Below are 16,625 nucleotides of genomic sequence, written 5' to 3' on the forward strand. Positions count from 1 at the left end.
TTCAGCCGAGCGCGGCCCGCTGCGACGCGACGACCGCGGCCATCGCGGGGCGCGCGGCGTGGGAGAAGTACGGGAAGCTCAGGAACCCGTGCGGCATCTGGTGGAAGTCCTCCACCCGCACGGTGTTCCCCGCGTCGGCGAGCGCCTGCGCGTAGCGCACCCCGCTGTCGTGCAGCGGGTCCAGCCCGGCCACGACCACGACCGCCGGTGGCAGGTCCGCGAGGTCCGCGCGGATCGGCGACAGCCGCGTGTCCGCGCGGTCGTCGTCGACGCCGAGGTAGTGGTCGCGGAAGATCTCGATGTCCTCGTTGCTGAGCACGATGCCGCGCGTGTTGGCGGCGTACGACGCGTCCTCCAGCGCCGCGTCGGTCATGTCGGTCGCCGGGTAGATCAGCGTCTGGTGGCGGATCGCCGGGCCGTGCTCGTCGCGCGCGATGATCGAGACCACCGCGGCGAGGTTGCCCCCCGCGCTGTCGCCCATCACGCCGATGCGGCCGGGGTCCCCACCGAGGTCGCCCGCGTGGGCGGCGGTCCACAGCAGCGCGTCGTAGCAGTCCTCGACGGCGGCGGGGTACTTGTACGCCGGCGCCAGCCGGTAGTCGACCGACACCACGATCGCGTCGAGATCGGCGGCGACCGTGCTGCAGATCCAGTCGCCCTGGCGGGCGCTGCCGAGCACGAACCCGCCCCCGTGGAAGTTGAGCACGACCGGGCGCGGCGTCCTCGACCACGCCCGGGGCGTGTAGATCCGCAGCGGCAGGTCGCCGTGCCGAGCCGGGAAGCCGCCCATCCGGATCTCGACTCCGGCGCGCGGGCGACCGAGCAGGAGCGCGGCCGGCCCGCCGTCGGGGATGACGGTGCTCTGCACCTTCGCCAGCCGCTCCGGTGTCATCCGGGCGACGGACATCGAAGGAATCGACTTCATCAGCCGATCTAGGAAGCGGATGCCCGGACGAAGCGCGGGCTCGGACGTGCTGATCACACGTCGATGCTAGAAGGTGACCGACGCTGCGTCGGCCGTTCCCCGAGGGAGAGAGCGTGACGATGACGCGGCGGGCTTCGGCGCTTCCGGCGCTCCTGCTCCTGGCCGCCCTGCTGGCCCTCGTGCTGGTCCACGTCCGGTCGGCGACCGGTCCCGTCGCCGACGCGACGTACCTCCTCGGCATCTGGGCCGGCCCCGTCCTCGCCTGGTGCGGCACGAGCCGCGCCGCGCCGGAGCGACGACTCGTGCCCGGCCTGGTCGCGACCGGCCTCACCCTGTCGGCGGTCGGCGACGTGGGGTGGCTCGCCTACTCCTGGGCCGGACTGGAGCCCGACGTCGCCCTGCCGGACGTCCCCTTCCTCCTGAGCTATCCGTTCCTGGCCGCCGCGCTGCTGGTCGCCACCGTCCGACGAGGCGACGGCACCCGCGCCACCCGGATCGACCCCGACCCGCTCATCGACGCGTTCACCATCGTCGTGGTGTGCCTCCTGGTCTTCTGGAGCTTCTCGATCGGCGCCCTGATGGCGGACCAGTCGGTCGCCACCTCCACCCGCGTCGTCCTCGCCGCCTATCCGGTCGCGGATGCCGTGCTGCTCGCGCTGGTCCTCCGCCTGGCCGCCGTACGACGTGCGCGGGGCAAGCTGGGGCTCGGGTTCCTGCTCGGCGTCTGCTGCTGGCTGGCGGCGGACCTGGCGTACTACGTGCTGACCCTGGAGGGCGTGGTCGCGCCGGTCATGGACGCCGGCTGGATGATCGGCTCGGTGCTGATGGGTGCCGCGACGCTGCGCCCGTTGACGACGCCGGTGCTGCAGCCCGTCGCCCCTCGCGACATCGGCGCGGCGTACCGCAGGCTCGGCCTCGCCCTGCTGCCCCTCCTCGCCCCGCCCGGCCTGCTGCTCCTCGACTCCGTGATCGGCCAACCGGCCCGCCCCACCGCGGCCCTGGTCGGCATGGTCGCCCTCGTCGCCCTGACCTTCGCCCGGATGGCTCGCCTGCTGCGGTCCGAGAGCCGGACCCGCGCCGAGCTGGCGACCGCGCGAGACGCTGCGCTCGCGGCATCGCGCGCCAAGTCCGAGTTCCTCGCGATGATGAGCCACGAGATCCGCACGCCGATGAACGGCGTCGTCGGCCTCACCGAGCTGCTGCTCGCGACGGACCTCGACCGGCGGCAGCGCGAGTACGCCGAAGGCCTCCGCACCGCAGGCTCCGCCCTGCTCACCGTGATCACCGACGTCCTCGACTTCTCCAAGATCGAGGCCGGCCACCTCGAGCTCGAGACGATCGACTTCGACCCGGAGCAGGTGCTGGAGGAGGTCGTCGGGCTCACCTCCGAGACCGCGCAGGAGAAGCACCTGCTGCTGCGGGTCGACTGCTCGCGCGACGTCCCCGCCGCGCTCCGCGGCGACCCGGCCCGGCTGCGGCAGGTGCTGCTCAACCTCGCCGTGAACGCGGTGAAGTTCACCGAGTCCGGCGAGGTGGTCGTGCGCGCCCGGCTCGAGTCGCGCTCGCCCGACCGGGTCGTGGTCCGCTTCGAGGTCTCCGACACCGGCATCGGGATCGACCACGAGACCCGTGGCCGCCTCTTCGAGCCGTTCTCCCAGGCCGACTCGTCGACGACCCGCCGCTTCGGAGGCACCGGTCTCGGGCTCGCCATCTGCCGCCAGCTGATCGACGCGATGGGCGGGACGATCGGGGTCGAGAGCGAGCCGGGCAGCGGCAGCACCTTCTGGTTCGCGGTGCCCTTCCAGGTGGCCGCCGGTGCCGGCGCACGGCCCGAGCCGCCGCCGGCGGTCGACCCGCCGGCTCCCCCGGCCGACGACGTGACGCCGCGACGCGGGCGGGTGCTCGTCGTCGAGGACGGCGAGATCAACCAGATCGTCGCGGAGGGCGTCCTGACCCGGCTCGGGTTCGAGGTGGACCTCGCCGACGACGGGCTCGCCGGGCTCGAGGCGCTGGAGCGCACGACGTACGACGCGGTGCTGATGGACGTGCAGATGCCGGTGATGGACGGCTACGAGGCCACGCGAGAGCTGCGGAAGCGGGAGGGCGCGCTGCGGCACACCCCCGTGATCGCGATGACGGCCGGCGCGCTCCCGGGCGACCGCGAGCGCAGCCTCGACGCGGGGATGGACGACTACGTCACCAAGCCGATCTCGCCGAGCGGGCTTGCCGATACGCTCGACCGATGGCTGCCCGTGCGCTGACGACCGGTGTCGTCTTCCGGCCCCAGTCGCCGCCCGAGGACCTGCGGGCGGTCGTCGAGGCGATCGACGCCTCCGGGGTCGACGAGCTGTGGCTCTGGGAGGACTGCTTCCTCGAGGGCGGTCTGACCACGGCCGCGGCGGCCCTCGCCTGGTCGTCGCGCGTGCACGTCGGCGTCGGGCTGCTGCCGGTGCCGTTGCGCAACCCGGCCGTCGCCGCGATGGAGATCGCCACCCTGGCCCGGTTGTTCCCGGGACGGCTCACGATCGCGCTCGGCCACGGCGTCCAGCGCTGGATGGCGCAGGTCGGTGCCCGGGCCGACTCGCCGATGACGCTGCTCCGCGAGCACACCGAGGCGGTCCGCGACCTGCTGCGCGGCGAGACCGTGTCGGTGTCCGGGCGCTACGTCGACCTCGACGCCGTCGCGCTCGACTGGCCGCCGGTGGAGCCGCCGCGGCTCCTCGTGGGCGCCCGCGGACCGCGCACCGTCACCCTCGCCGGCGAGGTCGCCGACGGCGTGCTGCTCGACTCGGTGACCGACCCCGACGTCGTACGTCGTGCGCGCGACGCGATCGGGCCGGCCGCCCACCTCGCGGCCTACACCGAGGTGGCTCCGGACGCCGACGACGTGCCCGGCTGGATCGAGCGGCTCGGCGCCGCCGGAGCCGACGCCGTGGTGCTGCAGGCGCCCGGCGACGCCCCCGACCCGCGGCCGCTGCTCGACCTGCTCGGCTGAGCCGGATCAAGGCCGGTCGATGTCGGTGGTCGGTCGTACGGTCTTCCCATGACTGAGACGAGGACGGGCAAGAAGACGGCGTTCCTGGTGGTCGACCTCCAGCGCGGGGTGCTGGCCGACGACGGCACCTGGGACGCCGAGGGCGTGGTCACGCGGACGGCCGGGCTGGTCGACAAGGCGCGCGCGGCCGAGGTGCCGATCGTGTGGGTGCAGCACAACAGCGAGGAGCTCCAGAGCGGCGCCGAGCCGTGGCAGCTCGCCACCGGGCTGGAGCCGGCCGGCGAGGAGCCGGTCGTGCAGAAGCGCTACGGCGACTCCTTCGAGGAGACCGACCTCACGGACGTGCTGACCCGGCTCGGCGTCGAGCACCTGGTGGTCGCCGGAGCGCAGACCGATGCGTGCATCCGGTCGACGATCCACGGGGCGGTGACGCGGGGCTACGACGTGACCCTGGTGTCCGACTGCCACACGACCGGCGAGTTCCCGGCGGAGTACACCGGCGGCGAGCTGATCTCGGCGCGCACCAAGATCAACTTCACCAACTCCTACGCCGCGTGGGGGCTCCGGACGGCGCGCGCGTCGGGCTCGGCCGAGGCATCGGACGCGATCGAGTTCTGAACGCTCAAGCAGGCGCGGAAGTCGCCGATGGGTGATGCATGACCATCTCCGTCGAGACCCAGACCTCGATCGCCGCCTGGCTCGACGACTTCCGCGCCTGCCTCACCGGCACCCACGGTGCCGCTTGGCGCGCCCGCGCCGAGCAGGAGCTCCGCTCGACCAGCACCGCCCTCGCCAGCGACGTCCAGCGCGCCGCCTCCTGGCGGCGTACCCGCGAGGAGATCCTCGGGTCCACCGCGGCCTGAAGTCACCGCCGGGCGAGCAGTGCGAACGCCGGGCCGTTCGGGTGGTCAGGCTGGTCGAAGGCGGTCTCGCACTCGTACCCGAGCGCACCCAGGAAGCCCAGGATGTCGTCGCGCTCGATCCAGTTCGCGTACGGCGCACCGCCGCCGCAGAAGCCGCCCCAGCCCAGCGCCTCCAGGTAGTCCCGGCGATGGAGCAGGTAGGTCCGCCCGCCACGCACCACCGGTTCGGGGTCCCGGGTGAACATCCGCGCGAAGGGCTCGACCGCAAGCACCTCGGCGTCGAAGTAGTGCGTCCACAGCATCAGCGTGTCGGCGGCTGACGCCATCAGCTCCAGCAGGCGGAACGGGTCGAGCATGTGGTAGAGCACCCCGCTCGCCACGACGAGGTCGTACGACGGTCGCTCGCGCTCGAGGTAGGCGATGAAGTCGCCGCGCAGGAAGGTGCTCCGCCGCAGGCCCATGACCTCCTTGCTGACCAGGCACTTGAGGTAGGCCCTGCTGTTGGACTCGACCGCCGTGACGGTCGCACCGGCGCGCTCGAGCATCGTCGTGTGGCCGCCTTCGAGCGGTCCCAGCTCCAGGACCGACGCGCCCTCGACGCCACCGATTCGCTCGACCAGCCAGGTGATCCGTTGGTCCTCGAAGAGCGGGACCTTCCCGCCCGAGTCGCCGTACCCGGCAGGGAACGTCGACGACCACTCGCCGGCGAAGACGTCGATCGCGAGCTGGGCCGAGGGTGCCTCGGTGGTGTAGCCGTCCAGGATCGGAGGCACCCCGGGCGGCGCGGCGACCGGCGCGGCGACCGTCTTGGGGGCCGGCGGCAGCGGTGGGGCGGCAGCAGTCGTCGATCGCGGCGCACTCCGCGCCATCCGCCGGACCCGCCGTGCTCTGGGCATCCTCAACCCTCCCCGTGCGCCTGATCGTGGCACACCGGATGCCGACCGGCAACGAACGACGGCGGCGCGCGAGTCGCTCAGGAGCCGGTGGACGCCGCATCCGAGGTCGCCCTAGCGTGGCGCCGTGAGGCGGGACTTCGTCAGCTCCCGGGGGCTCGCGGGCTGGGTCACGGGATCCGGGCCGGAGGTGCTCCTCCTGCACGGCGGGCCGGGCATGACCGACTACATGGAGAGCCTGCTCCCGGAGCTCGACGGCCACCGGGTGGCGTCGTTCCAGCAGCGGGGCGTGGCCCCGTCGACGCTGGCCGGGCCGCTCGACGTACCGACGCTGCGCGACGACGTCCTCGACGTCCTCGACACGCTCGGTTGGCGGGCGCCGGCGATCATCGGCCACTCGTGGGGCGGCCACCTCGTGCTCCACCTGCTGGCGGAGGCCCCGGCCCGGGTCGGGGCCGCCCTCCTCGTGGACGCGCTGGGTGCGTACGGCGACGGCGGCGTCGGCGCCCTCGAGGCCGAGATGTTCCGGCGGCTCCCGGGTCCGTCGGCGGCCCGCCTGCACGAGCTCGGCGCGCTCGAGGAGAAGCGGCCGCTGACGCACGAGGAGGCGCTCGAGTCGATGGAGCTCGCGTGGCCGGCGTACTTCTCCAGCCTGGACGCCGCGCAGCCCATCCCCCAGACCGACCACGCGCAGAGTGCCGAGACCTGGGCCTCGATCCGCACCGAGATGCCCGCACTCCCCGGCCGGCTCCGTGGCTGCGCCGTCCCGGCCCGCCTCGTGCACGGCGCCCGCGACCCGCTGCCGGTGTCCGTCAGCGAGGAGCTCGCCGAGCTCCTGGGCGCAGCCGTGGACGTCCTCCCGGACAACGGTCACTTCCCCTGGCTCGAGGACCCCGGCTGCGTACGCCGCAGCCTCGACCGGCTGCTACGGCTCCAGGGTGTAGCCCAGCCCGGGTGAGGTGACGAGGTGGCGGGGGTGCGCCGGGTCCGCCTCGAGCTTGCGCCGCAGCTGGGCGGCGTACACGCGGAGGTAGTGGGACTCGTGCTCGTACCCCGGGCCCCACACCTCCCTCAGGATCTGCTCCCGGTTGACCAGCCGCCCGACGTTGCGGGCGAGCAGCTCCAGGAACGCCCACTCGGTGGGGGTGAGGCGCACCTCGGTGCCGGCACGGGTGACCTTCTTGCGCGCCAGGTCGACGACCAGGTCACCGGCCTCGACGACGGCCCCGTCGGGCGGCACCACCTGACCGCGGCGGACGGCCGCGCGCAGCCGGGCCATGAGCTCGTTCATCGCGAACGGCTTCGTCACGTAGTCGTCGGCCCCGAGGTCGAGGGCCTCCACCTTGTCCTCGCCGTGCTGGCGGGCTGAGAGCACGACGATCGGCACCGAGGTCCAGCCGCGCAGGCCGGCGATGACCTCGGTGCCGTCGAGGTCCGGCAGTCCGAGGTCCAGCACGACGACGTCCGGGTGCTCGGAGGCGGCGGCCTCGAGCGCGGACCTGCCGTCGGCGGCGGTGACCACCTCCCAGCCGTGCGCGCGCAGGTTGATCGCGAGCGCCCGCGCCAGGGCGGGCTCGTCGTCGACCACCAGGACCTTGCTCATGCCCTCGGCACCGCCAGCACCATCGTCAGCCCGCCTCCCGGCGTGTCCTCCGCGGACAGCGTCCCACCCAGCGCCGCCGTCAGTCCCCGGGCGACCGCAAGGCCGAGGCCCAGCCCACCGGTCGAGGTGTCGTCGAGGCGCTGGAACGGCTCGAACATCCGCTCGCGCTGCTCGGGAGGTACGCCGGGGCCGCGGTCGACGACGAGCACCTCCACGACATCCGGCAGGACATGGGCGAGCACCCGCACCGGCGCGCCACCGGACACCCGGACTGCGTTGCCGACCAGGTTGGCGACGACGCGCTCGAGGAGCCCCGCGTCGGTCCGCACCATCGGCAGCGACTCGTCCACCTCCAGCGCGACCGCGCCCGGGGCGTGGCCGGCCACGGCGAGGGGCAGCACCTCCTCGAGGCTGCGCTCGTGCAGCACGGGGTGGAGCAGCCCGGACTCGATCCGGGAGAGGTCGAGCAGGTTGTCGATGAGCCGCTCGAGCTGGTCGGTCGACGACTCGACCGCCGCGACCAGCTCCTTCTGGTCGGCGGGCTCGAGTGCCCCGGAGACGAGCCCGTCGACGGCGGTGCGCATCGTCGCGAGCGGCGTGCGCAGGTCGTGGGAGACCGCGCGCAGGATCGCGGTGCTCGTGGCCTCGGCCTGCTCCAGGGTCGCCGCGCGTTCGTCGCGCTCGCGGAGGCGGCGGTACTCCATCACCAGCCCGGTCTGCACGGCGAACGCCTCCAGCACGCGCTGGTCCGAGGCGCGAAGGGGCTCGCCGCACAGCACGATCACGTGGTCGTCGTCGACCTGCACCCGGGTGTCGGCCTCCTCCGGTGCGCACGCGGGCGCGGCGCCGCTGGACGCGATCACGGTCCAGCCGGTGGGCCCCCGCTCCAGCAGCGACGCGGACCGCTGCGCGAACGTCTCCCGCAGCCGAGACACCACGGCGTCGGCCGTGTCCTGCCCGGTCAGCACCGACCGCGACAGCGCGCCCATCGTGGCCGCCTCGGTCCGGGCGCGTACGGCGTCCGACGCCCGCCGCGACGCCCGGTCGACGACGCTCGCGACGCCGATGGCGACCGCGACGAAGACCACGAGCGCCACGAGGTTCGCCGGCTCGGAGACCGTGAACCGGTTGAGGGGCGGCGTGAAGAACCAGTTCATCAGCAGGAAGCCGCCGAGGGCGGCCACCAGCGCCGGGAGCATCCCGCCGACCAGGGCGACCAGCACGGTGACGGCCAGGAACAGCAGCACGTCGAGCGGCAGCTGGTCGGGGTCGGACGAGAGCTGCAGGACGGAGGTCAGCAGCACCGGCAGCAGCACGGACAGCGCGAGCCCCGCGACCTGCCGGCGGCGGCTCAGCGGGGAGGCGTACCAGCGCGGCCGGCCGACCGCCGCCCCCTGCTCGTGCGTGACGAGGTGGACGTCGATCGTGCCGGCGAGCGACGCGATCCGCTCACCGGTCGTCCCGGTGAAGAGGCGCCGCAGCCGGCCGTGGCGGGAGATGCCGACGATGATCATCGTGGCGTTGGCGCCGGTGGCGAAGTCGACCACCGCCTGCGAGACGTCCTCGCCCGAGACCGAGTGGAAGCTGCTGCCGAGCGACGCGGCGAGCTGCTGCGCGCGGCCGATCCGGTCCTCGTCGCGGTTGGCGATGCCGTCGTCGGAGATCACGTGCAGCGTGAGCAGCTCCGACCCGGCCGCGCGCTGGGCCAGCCGGGCGCCGCGGCGGAGCAGGGTCTCGCTCTCGGGGCCGCCGGTGACCGCGACGACGATCCGCTCCTTGGCCGGCCAGGGCTGCTCGATCCGGTGGGCGCGGCGGTAGTCGTCGAGCGCGTCGTCGACCCGGTCGGCCAGCCAGAGCAGCGCCAGCTCGCGCAGCGCGGTCAGGTTGCCGACCCGGAAGTACGACGTGAGCGACGCGTCGATCTGGTCTGCCCGGTAGATGTTGCCGTGCGCCATCCGGCGCCGCAGCGCGTCGGGTGACATGTCGACGAGCTGGATCTGGTCGGCGGTGCGGACCACCTCGTCGGGCACGGTCTCGCGCTGGCGGACGCCGGTGATCCCCTCGACCGCGTCGTTGAGCGACTCCAGGTGCTGGATGTTGACCGTCGTGATCACGTCGATGCCGGCCCGCCGGATCAGCTCGACGTCCTCGGCCCGCTTCTGACGCGGGCTCCCCGGCACGTTGGTGTGGGCGAGCTCGTCGACGCAGACCACCGCGGGGCGCCGCGCGATCACCGCGTCGGTGTCCATCTCGGTGAACGTGGCGCCGCGGTAGGAGAGCTCCGCCCGCGGGACCACCTCGAGTCCCTCGATCATCTCGGCCGTGTGCTCGCGCCCGTGCGTCTCGACGTACCCGACCACCACGTCGGTGCCCCGGTCGTGGCGCCGGCGGGCCTCGCCGAGCATGGCGTACGTCTTCCCGACACCGGGTGCGGCGCCGAGGTAGACGGTGAGCCGTCCCCGGCGGGGTTCTTCCACGATCACGAGTCTGCCAGTCCCCTCACGGCGATGTTGAGCGCCAGCACGTTGACCCGCGGCTCGCCCAGCACACCCACGGTGCGACCCGAGGTGTGCTCGTCGACCAGGTCGCGCACCTCGTCCTCGGAGAGGCCGTTGGCGGCCGCCACCCGCGGCACCTGGAGCTCGGCGTACGCCGGCGAGATGTCCGGGTCGATGCCCGAGGCCGAGGCCGTGACCGCGTCCGGCGGCACCTCGGAGGGATCGACACCCTCGCGGTCGGCGATCTCGGCCCGGCGCTCCTCGATCGAGGCGACGAGGCCGGCGTTGTTCGGTCCCAGGTTGGAGCCGTAGGTGCTGAGCATGTCGTAGCCGTCACCGGCCGCGGACGGGCGGTTCTGGAAGAGGTCGTCGCTGTCGACGGCCTGGCCCACGATCGCCGAGCCGACGGCCTCGTCCGCGTCGCTGGTGTGCGCGCCGGTCGACGTGACCAGCGAACCGTCGGCCTGCCACGGGAAGACCGCCTGGGCGATGCCGGTGACCACCAGCGGGTAGGCGAGTCCGAGCAGCAGCGTCATCGCGACGAGCATCCGGAGCCCCGCGAGGCTGTGGCGGAAGAGTGCGTGGATGTCCTTCATGTCAGATCCCCGGAATCAGTGAGATGACGAGGTCGAGCAGCTTGATGCCCAGGAAGGGGGCCACCAGGCCGCCGACGCCGTAGATGAGGAGGTTGCGGCGCAGCAGGTCCGTGGCCGACGACGGCCGATAGCGCACGCCGCGCAGCGACAGCGGGATCAGCGCCACGATGATCAGTGCGTTGAAGACCACCGCGGAGACGATCGCCGACTCGGGCGACGACAGCCGCATCACGTTGAGCACGTCCAGGTCCGGGAAGGCCACGACGAACATCGCCGGCAGGATCGCGAAGTACTTCGCGACGTCGTTGGCGACCGAGAACGTCGTGAGTGCACCCCGCGTGATCAGCAGCTGCTTGCCGATCTCGACGACGTCGATGAGCTTCGTCGGGTCGGAGTCGAGGTCGACCATGTTGCCGGCCTCCTTCGCCGCGGACGTGCCGGTGTTCATCGCGACGCCGACGTCGGCCTGGGCGAGCGCCGGGGCGTCGTTCGTCCCGTCCCCGCACATCGCGACCATCCGGCCGCCCTCCTGCTCCCGCCGGATCAGCGCCATCTTGTCCTCGGGCGTGGCCTCGGCGAGGAAGTCGTCGACACCTGCCTCCCGCGCAATGGCGGCCGCGGTGACCGCGTTGTCGCCGGTGATCATCACGGTCCGGATGCCCATCGCCCGCAGCTCGTCGAACCGCTCGCGGATGCCGTCCTTCACGACGTCCTTGAGGTGGATGACCCCGAGGAGGCGACCGTTCTCGGCGACCACGAGAGGCGTGCCACCGGTGGTGCTCACCTGCTCGACCAGCCGCTCCAGCTCGGGGCTGTTGCGTCCGGCCCACTTCGTGACCGCCGACGCCGCGCCCTTGCGGACCTCACGGCCGTCGATGTCGATGCCGCTCATCCGCGTGCTCGCGCTGAACGTCACCAGCTCGGCGCCGGCCGGCACCTGCCGGTCCCCGTCGACCAGCGCGACGATCGAGCGCCCTTCGGGCGTCTCGTCGGCGAGGGAGGACAGCAGGGACGCCTCGGCCAGCTCCTGGGGCGAGACACCGGGCAGCGGCAGCAGCTCGGAGGCCTGCCGGTTCCCATGCGTGATGGTGCCGGTCTTGTCCAGGAGGAGTACGTCGACGTCGCCCGCTGCCTCGACCGCGCGGCCGGACATCGCCAGCACGTTGCGGCGTACCAGCCGGTCCATGCCCGCGATGCCGATCGCGGAGAGCAGCGCACCGATCGTGGTCGGGATCAGGCAGACCAGCAGCGCGGTCAGCACGATCAGCGACTGGCGGGCGTCGCTGTAGTCGGCCACGAAGTGGAGCGACCCGACCACGACCACGAAGATCACCGTGAGCGTGGAGAGCAGCACGTTGAGCGCGATCTCGTTCGGCGTGCGCTGCCGCTCGGAGCCCTCGACCAGCGCGATCATCCGGTCCACGAATGACTGCCCCGGGTCGGAGGTGATGCGCACGACGATCCGGTCGGAGAGCACCACGGTGCCGCCGGTGACGGCCGACCGGTCGCCGCCCGACTCGCGGATCACCGGCGCGGACTCGCCGGTCACGGCCGACTCGTCGACCGAGGCGACGCCCTCGATCACGTCGCCGTCGCCCGGGATCCGCTCCCCCGCCGCCACGAGGACGACGTCCCCGACCCGCAGCGCGGTGCTCGGCACCTCGTCGTACCCACCGTCGGAGCGGCGGCGTCGGGCGGTGGTCTCCTGCTGGAGTGCCCGCAGGCTGGCCGCCTGGGCCTTGCCGCGGCCCTCGGCGACGGACTCGGCGAGGGTGCCGAAGAGGACGGTCAGCCAGAGCCAGACCGTGACGATCCAGCCCATGGTGCTCGGCTCGAGCGCCGCCAGCACCGTCGTCGCGACCGCGCCGATCTCGACGACGAGCATGACTGGGGTCTTCCAGAGCTCGCGCGGGTCGAGCTTGCGTACGGCGCCGGGTAGCGCCTGTCGGATCTTCAGGTTCACGAGAGGGACTCCGCGATCGGGCCGAGGGCGAGCACGGGCACGTAGGTCAGACCGACCACGACCAGGGCGACGCCCGAGAGGAGCGCCACGAACAGTGGCTTGGTGGTGGGGAGGGTGCCGGCGCTCGGCGGCAGCTGCTGCTGGGCGGCGAACCGCCCGGCGAGGGCGAGGACGAGGACCATCGGCAGGAAGCGGCCGATCAGCATCAGCAGCCCGAGCAGCGTGTTCCAGAACGGCGTACCCGAGGTCAGTCCGCCGAACGCCGAGCCGTTGTTGTTCGCAGCCGACGTGACGGCGTACAACGCCTCGGAGAGCCCGTGTGGTCCGCTCTCCTGGAGGCCGGCGAGTCCGTCCTGCGCCGTGATCGCGACCGCGATGCCGGTCAGCACGAGCACGGGCGTGGCCAGCACGTAGAGGGCGACGAGCACGATCTCGCGCTGGCCGATCTTCTTGCCGAGGTACTCCGGCGTGCGCCCGACCATCAGACCGGACAGGAAGACCGTGACGATCGCCAGCATCAGCATGCCGTAGAGGCCGGAGCCCACGCCGCCGGGCGCGATCTCGCCCAGCATCATGTTGAACATCGCGACGCCGCCTCCGGGTGCCGTCAGCGAGTCGTGCATGGAGTTCACCGCGCCCGTCGAGGTGCCGGTGGTCGCCGCGGCGTACAACGCCGATGCGGCGGTGCCGAAGCGGACCTCCTTGCCCTCCATCGCGCCGCCGGCGGCGGCCGGTGCGAGCCCGGGTCCGGCCATCTCCGCCCAGGTCAGCAGCGAGATCGCGACGCCGAGCAGCAGCGCCATCACCGACAGCACGGCGATGCCCTGCCGGCGGTCCCTGACGATGAGGCCGAACGCCCACGCCATCGCGAACGGGATCACCAGCATCAGGAAGATCTGGAGGAGATCGGTGAACGGCGTCGGGTTCTTGAACGGGTGGGCGGCGTTGACGTTGTAGAAGCCGCCGCCGTTGGTGCCGAGCTGCTTGATCACCTCCTGGCTCGCGACCGGCCCGCCGGTGATCTGCTGGGTCCCGCCGGTGAGCGCCTCGACGGTGCGGGTGCCCATCAGGTTCTGGATCGCACCGCACGCGACCAGCAGCACCGCCGAGACGACCGCGATCGGCAGCAGCACCCGGATCACGCCGCGGACCAGGTCCGCCCAGAAGTTGCCGACCCGTCCCCCGGCCAGGTTGCGGGCGAGGCCTCGAGCGAAGGCCGCCGCGACGGCCATGCCGACGGCCGCCGAGACGAAGTTCTGCACGGTCAGGCCGGACATCTGGAAGAGGTGGCCGACGGTCGACTCGCCGGAGTACCACTGCCAGTTCGTGTTCGTGACGAAGGAGACCGCGGTGTTCCACGCGCCGTCGGCCGGCAGCGCGGCGTACCCGAGGCTCAGCGGCAGGTGGGCCTGGAGCCGACCGAGCGCGTAGAGCACCAGGAGGCTCGCGAGCGAAAACCCCAGCACCGACATGGCGTAGGCCTTCCAGTGCTGGTCGGCGTCGGGGTCGACGCGCAGCAGCCGGTACGACGCGCGCTCGACCGTGAGGTGCCTGCGCGAGGTGTAGACGTGGGCGAGGTACCGCCCGAGGAATGGGACCGCGACGGCGAGCGCGATGACGAGCACCGCGATCTGGCCGAGGGCGGGAGCGAGGCTGCTCACTTCGAGAGCCTCCGATCCAGGACGCCCACCGAGACGGCGAGCAGCCCGAAGACCAGGAGGGTCAGCAGCACGTAGATGACATCGGACACGCCTCAGTCATAGGTCTGCCGATGGCGCTGATCCCGCTCTCTTGCCGACTTCTTGATGCCCGGGCGACCAGCCTTGACGGAACCCTGACGCCGCCCGGCCCGGATCAGGCCGGTCGCTCCAGGCGGCCGAAGCCGCTGCGGTGGAAGACGAGCGGCGTGGTGGCGCTCTCGTGGTCGACGTGCTCGACCGCGTGCAGCTCGAGGAGGACGAGGAGGTGGTCGCCGGCGTCGACCTCCCGGTAGATCGTGCAGTCGAATCGGGCGAGGCCCTCGTCGAGGGTGACCGCGCCCTCCTCGCTCACCACGTGGGCAACGCCGGCGAAGCGGTCGTCGACCGGACCGGCGAGCTGCCGGCAGACCACGTCCTGGCTGTCGGCGAGCACGGTCACCCCCAGGTGCCGGGCCCGGCGCAGGTCCGGCCAGGTCCGCGAGGTGCGCGCCAGGTTCACCGAGATCAGCGGCGGGTCGAGGCTGACCGAGGTGAACGAGCTCGCGGCCAGGCCGACCAGCGAGCCGTCGACCTCGGCGGCGACCGCGACCACCCCCGTCGGGAAGATCCCGAACGCCGCGCGCAGGCGGGTCGGGTCGAGGTCCTGGTTGGTGGTCAGGTGGGTGCTCGACGCGGTCACGCATTCCTGCCCTTCAGGTTGAATGCCATTTGTCGATCAACTTAGTTGACAAAGGACGCGGACTCCAACCGGGCTCGCCCGGAGCGCGTCAGGCGCGGATGATCCGGCGCTCGATCGCGGCGGCGACCGCGCCAGCGCGGGTGTCGACGCCGAGCTTCGTGTAGATGTGCGAGAGGTGGGACTTCACGGTCGCCTCGGAGACGAACAGCTCGCGGGCCATCTCCTTGTTGCCGAGCCCGCGGGAGAGGAGCTCGAGGACCTCGACCTCGCGGTCCGTGATGCTGCTCGCACCGGGCCTCGAACGGCGTACCAGGGTCGCGGCCACCGACGGCGCGAGCACGGTCTCGCCCCGCGCGGTCGCCCGGATGCCGCCGAACAGCTCCTCGGGCGGGGAGTCCTTGAGCAGGTAGCCGCGCGCTCCCGCCTCGAGCGCCCGCAGGATGTCGGACTCGGTGTCGTACGTCGTGAGCACGAGCACCTCCGGCGGCGCGTCGAGGGCACGCAGGGCGGCAGTCACCTCCGCGCCGCCGGGGCGTCCCGCGCCGAGACTGAGGTCCATCAGGACGACGTCCGGCGGGTCCGCGGCCACCACGGCCACGGCCTGGTCGAGCCCGTCGGCCTCGCCGACCACGGTCAGGTCGTCCTGTCCGTCGACCAGCGCGCGGAGCCCGGCGCGCACCACCGGGTGGTCGTCGACCAGCACGATGCGGATCACGGCGTCACCTCCACGGGGAAGCGCACCGAGATCGTGGTGCCCTCCCCCGGCGCGCTCTCGACGTCGGCGCGGCCGCCGAGCGCCTGCGCGCGGTCCCGGATGCCGGCCAGGCCGCGGCCCCGCGAGCCGCGCGGCCGGACCTCGCCGGGCTCGAACCCGCGCCCGTCGTCGCGCACGTCCAGCACCACGACGTCGCCCTGGTAGGTCAGCGTCATCACCACCCTCTCGGCAGCCGCGTGCTCGACCACGTTGGCCAGCGCACCCCGCGCAGTGCGGACGAGGGCCTCGGCGACGTCGGGCGGTACGGCGACCGGGTCGCCGTCGACACGCACCTCCACGCCGATGCCCGGTGCGGCCCGCTCGGCCACTCGGCGCAGCGCGGCGGAGAGGTCGACGAGGTCCGCGGGCGCCAGGTCGCGCACGACGCGTCGTACCTCCTCGAGGCCGTCGCGGGCCGTCGCAGCGGCGGTGCGGACGTGCCCGCGGGCGGCGTCCGGCCGGGCGTCCCACACCTGCTCGGCCGCCTGGAGGAGCAGGTTGATGCTGGACAGCCCCTGCCCGACGGAGTCGTGGATCTCGCGGGACAGCCGCGTGCGCTCGGCGAGGGCACCGGTGCGCTGCTGTTCGTCCGCCAGCCGGTCGAGGAGGTCCTGGCGGGCCTGCGACTCCAGGTCGAGCGCGCGGTAGGCGAGCACCGTCACCAGGGCGATCGCGATCGGCCCGGCCACCTGCACCGGGTCGACGCCGTCGGTGATCCGCAGCCAGGAGGCAGTGACCACGACGGTCATCGCGACCACCGTGGCGACCGCCCAGCCGAACGGCAGCACCCGCAGCACCGCGAACGCCACGGGCACCGCGCACCACGCGAACGACGGGGCGACGATCGTGAGCGTCGCCCAGAGCAGCACCATCGCGGTGACCCAGACCGTCGGCCACCAGGACCGGCCGGGCAGCAGCCCGCGCGTCGCATGGGCGAGCCCGAGCAGCAGGGCGCCGAGGAGCACGGCGATCCCGGTCGCGTCGAGGCCGTGGCGGTCGACGTACCGAGCGGCGCTGGTGATCAGCAGGACCACGAGCACGGCGAGCAGCCAGCGGTCGAGTCGAGCCGCGGGAGCGAGGATCCCGCGGACGCCGGTCGTGGTCATGGTCGGTCCAGCGTAGGGAAACGAGGTCCGGGCGGCATCAACCGATCGGC

Annotated in this window: 15 protein-coding genes; 5 read left to right on the top strand and 10 right to left on the bottom strand. The window is 72.8% G+C overall.

The features are described from left to right. Position 1: 1 nt before the first annotated feature. Positions 2–982: an alpha/beta hydrolase gene (locus ACFQQI_RS08905; protein WP_378561095.1), complete on the bottom strand. Its 981-nt coding sequence runs from the start codon at positions 980–982 to the stop codon at positions 2–4. Between the two features lie 62 nt (positions 983–1,044). On the opposite strand from ACFQQI_RS08905, the gene ACFQQI_RS08910 reads away from it, so the two are divergent. The 4 genes from ACFQQI_RS08910 to ACFQQI_RS08925 are packed head-to-tail and all read left to right on the top strand — an operon-like array spanning position 1,045 to position 4,783. Continuing rightward, positions 1,045–3,186 (top strand): ATP-binding protein, encoded by a 2,142-nt coding sequence (locus ACFQQI_RS08910; protein WP_378562289.1) that lies wholly within the window; start codon positions 1,045–1,047, stop codon positions 3,184–3,186. Further along, entirely contained in the window at positions 3,168–3,920 is a 753-nt protein-coding gene (locus tag ACFQQI_RS08915; protein WP_378561098.1) for an LLM class flavin-dependent oxidoreductase, read from the top strand. Before ACFQQI_RS08910 ends, ACFQQI_RS08915 begins: the two co-directional genes overlap by 19 nt. 48 nt (positions 3,921–3,968) lie before the next feature. Continuing rightward, a complete protein-coding gene (locus tag ACFQQI_RS08920) occupies positions 3,969–4,538 on the top strand; it encodes an isochorismatase family protein (protein WP_378561100.1) in 570 nt (189 codons plus the stop codon). 38 nt (positions 4,539–4,576) lie between these two features. Continuing rightward, positions 4,577–4,783 (top strand): hypothetical protein, encoded by a 207-nt coding sequence (locus ACFQQI_RS08925; protein WP_378561102.1) that lies wholly within the window; start codon positions 4,577–4,579, stop codon positions 4,781–4,783. A 2-nt stretch (positions 4,784–4,785) separates the two neighbouring features. On the opposite strand, the gene ACFQQI_RS08930 is transcribed toward ACFQQI_RS08925, so the two are convergent. After that, complete coding sequence (locus ACFQQI_RS08930) at positions 4,786–5,679, bottom strand: class I SAM-dependent methyltransferase (protein WP_378561105.1); 894 nt, start codon at positions 5,677–5,679, stop codon at positions 4,786–4,788. A gap of 124 nt (positions 5,680–5,803) precedes the next feature. Between ACFQQI_RS08930 and ACFQQI_RS08935 the strand changes: the two genes are divergently transcribed. Further along, the gene (locus ACFQQI_RS08935; protein WP_378561108.1) at positions 5,804–6,634 is read left to right on the top strand and encodes an alpha/beta fold hydrolase; all 831 of its coding nucleotides are present in this window, start codon (positions 5,804–5,806) and stop codon (positions 6,632–6,634) included. Here the strand turns inward: ACFQQI_RS08935 and ACFQQI_RS08940 are convergent. The 8 genes from ACFQQI_RS08940 to ACFQQI_RS08975 all read right to left on the bottom strand — a co-directional run bounded on the left by ACFQQI_RS08940 (position 6,602) and on the right by ACFQQI_RS08975 (position 16,575). After that, positions 6,602–7,279 (bottom strand): response regulator, encoded by a 678-nt coding sequence (locus ACFQQI_RS08940; RefSeq protein ID WP_378561111.1) that lies wholly within the window; start codon positions 7,277–7,279, stop codon positions 6,602–6,604. The two genes, ACFQQI_RS08935 and ACFQQI_RS08940, sit on opposite strands and share 33 nt — an antisense overlap. Next, complete coding sequence (locus ACFQQI_RS08945) at positions 7,276–9,756, bottom strand: DUF4118 domain-containing protein (RefSeq protein WP_378561114.1); 2,481 nt, start codon at positions 9,754–9,756, stop codon at positions 7,276–7,278. Before ACFQQI_RS08945 ends, ACFQQI_RS08940 begins: the two co-directional genes overlap by 4 nt. A 2-nt stretch (positions 9,757–9,758) precedes the next feature. Next, entirely contained in the window at positions 9,759–10,373 is a 615-nt protein-coding gene (kdpC, locus tag ACFQQI_RS08950; protein WP_378561117.1) for a potassium-transporting ATPase subunit KdpC, read from the bottom strand. Between the two features lies 1 nt (position 10,374). Then, entirely contained in the window at positions 10,375–12,336 is a 1,962-nt protein-coding gene (gene kdpB, locus ACFQQI_RS08955) for a potassium-transporting ATPase subunit KdpB (protein ID WP_378561120.1), read from the bottom strand. After that, positions 12,333–13,997: a potassium-transporting ATPase subunit KdpA gene (gene kdpA, locus ACFQQI_RS08960; RefSeq protein ID WP_378561125.1), complete on the bottom strand. Its 1,665-nt coding sequence runs from the start codon at positions 13,995–13,997 to the stop codon at positions 12,333–12,335. Before kdpA ends, kdpB begins: the two co-directional genes overlap by 4 nt. Positions 13,998–14,190: 193 nt before the next feature. Beyond that, complete coding sequence (locus ACFQQI_RS08965) at positions 14,191–14,715, bottom strand: flavin reductase family protein (protein WP_378561128.1); 525 nt, start codon at positions 14,713–14,715, stop codon at positions 14,191–14,193. A gap of 88 nt (positions 14,716–14,803) precedes the next feature. Then, the gene (locus ACFQQI_RS08970; RefSeq protein WP_378561131.1) at positions 14,804–15,430 is read right to left on the bottom strand and encodes a response regulator; all 627 of its coding nucleotides are present in this window, start codon (positions 15,428–15,430) and stop codon (positions 14,804–14,806) included. Continuing rightward, a complete protein-coding gene (locus ACFQQI_RS08975) occupies positions 15,427–16,575 on the bottom strand; it encodes a sensor histidine kinase (RefSeq protein ID WP_378561134.1) in 1,149 nt (382 codons plus the stop codon). Before ACFQQI_RS08975 ends, ACFQQI_RS08970 begins: the two co-directional genes overlap by 4 nt. Between the last annotated feature and the right edge of the window lie 50 nt (positions 16,576–16,625).

The organism is Nocardioides sp. GCM10030259 (genome assembly GCF_042666375.1).
Lineage (GTDB): Bacteria > Actinomycetota > Actinomycetes > Propionibacteriales > Nocardioidaceae > Nocardioides.